The sequence below is a fragment of the Staphylococcus kloosii genome, assembly GCF_032139365.1.
GTDB lineage: Bacteria > Bacillota > Bacilli > Staphylococcales > Staphylococcaceae > Staphylococcus > Staphylococcus kloosii_A.
Genome location: NZ_JAVTDB010000013.1, coordinates 1 through 1,368, shown reverse-complemented (window position 1 = coordinate 1,368; position 1,368 = coordinate 1). Strand labels below are relative to the sequence as shown.

Genomic DNA, 1,368 nt, shown 5'->3' with positions numbered 1-1,368 from the left:
GATTAGTATTCGTCAGCTCCACATGTCGCCATGCTTCCACCTCGAACCTATTAACCTCATCATCTTTGAGGGATCTTATAACCGAAGTTGGGAAATCTCATCTTGAGGGGGGCTTCATGCTTAGATGCTTTCAGCACTTATCCCGTCCATACATAGCTACCCAGCGATGCCGTTGGCACGACAACTGGTACACCAGAGGTATGTCCATCCCGGTCCTCTCGTACTAAGGACAGCTCCTCTCAAATTTCCTACGCCCACGACGGATAGGGACCGAACTGTCTCACGACGTTCTGAACCCAGCTCGCGTACCGCTTTAATGGGCGAACAGCCCAACCCTTGGGACCGACTACAGCCCCAGGATGCGATGAGCCGACATCGAGGTGCCAAACCTCCCCGTCGATGTGAACTCTTGGGGGAGATAAGCCTGTTATCCCCGGGGTAGCTTTTATCCGTTGAGCGATGGCCCTTCCATGCGGAACCACCGGATCACTAAGTCCGTCTTTCGACCCTGCTCGACTTGTAAGTCTCGCAGTCAAGCTCCCTTATGCCTTTACACTCTGTGAATGATTTCCAACCATTCTGAGGGAACCTTTGAGCGCCTCCGTTACTCTTTAGGAGGCGACCGCCCCAGTCAAACTGCCCATCTGACACTGTCTCCCACCATGATCAATGGTGCGGGTTAGAAATCCAACACAGCGAGGGTAGTATCCCACCAACGCCTCCACGTAAACTAGCGTTCACGTTTCTAAGGCTCCTACCTATCCTGTACAAACTGTGCCGAATTTCAATATCAGACTGCAGTAAAGCTCCACGGGGTCTTTCCGTCCTGTCGCGGGTAACCTGCATCTTCACAGGTACTATGATTTCACCGAGTCTCTCGTTGAGACAGTGCCCAAATCGTTACGCCTTTCGTGCGGGTCGGAACTTACCCGACAAGGAATTTCGCTACCTTAGGACCGTTATAGTTACGGCCGCCGTTTACTGGGGCTTCGATTCGTAGCTTCGCAGAAGCTAACCACTCCTCTTAACCTTCCAGCACCGGGCAGGCGTCAGCCCCTATACATCACCTTACGGTTTAGCAGAGACCTGTGTTTTTGATAAACAGTCGCTTGGGCCTATTCACTGCGGCTCTCCCGGGCGTTAACCCTAGAGAGCACCCCTTCTCCCGAAGTTACGGGGTCATTTTGCCGAGTTCCTTAACGAGAGTTCGCTCGCTCACCTTAGAATTCTCATCTTGACTACCTGTGTCGGTTTGCGGTACGGGCACCTAATATTCTAGCTAGAGGCTTTTCTTGGCAGTGTGAAATCAACGACTCGAGGAAACAATTTCCTCTCCCCATCACAGCTTGACCTTATGAGTGCCGGATT

At 52.1% G+C, this 1,368-nt stretch carries 1 rRNA gene; it reads right to left on the bottom strand.

Annotation, left to right across the window (positions count from 1 at the left end):
* Nucleotides 1-1,368, bottom strand: a 23S ribosomal RNA gene (locus RPL90_RS01070); the annotation flags it as partial.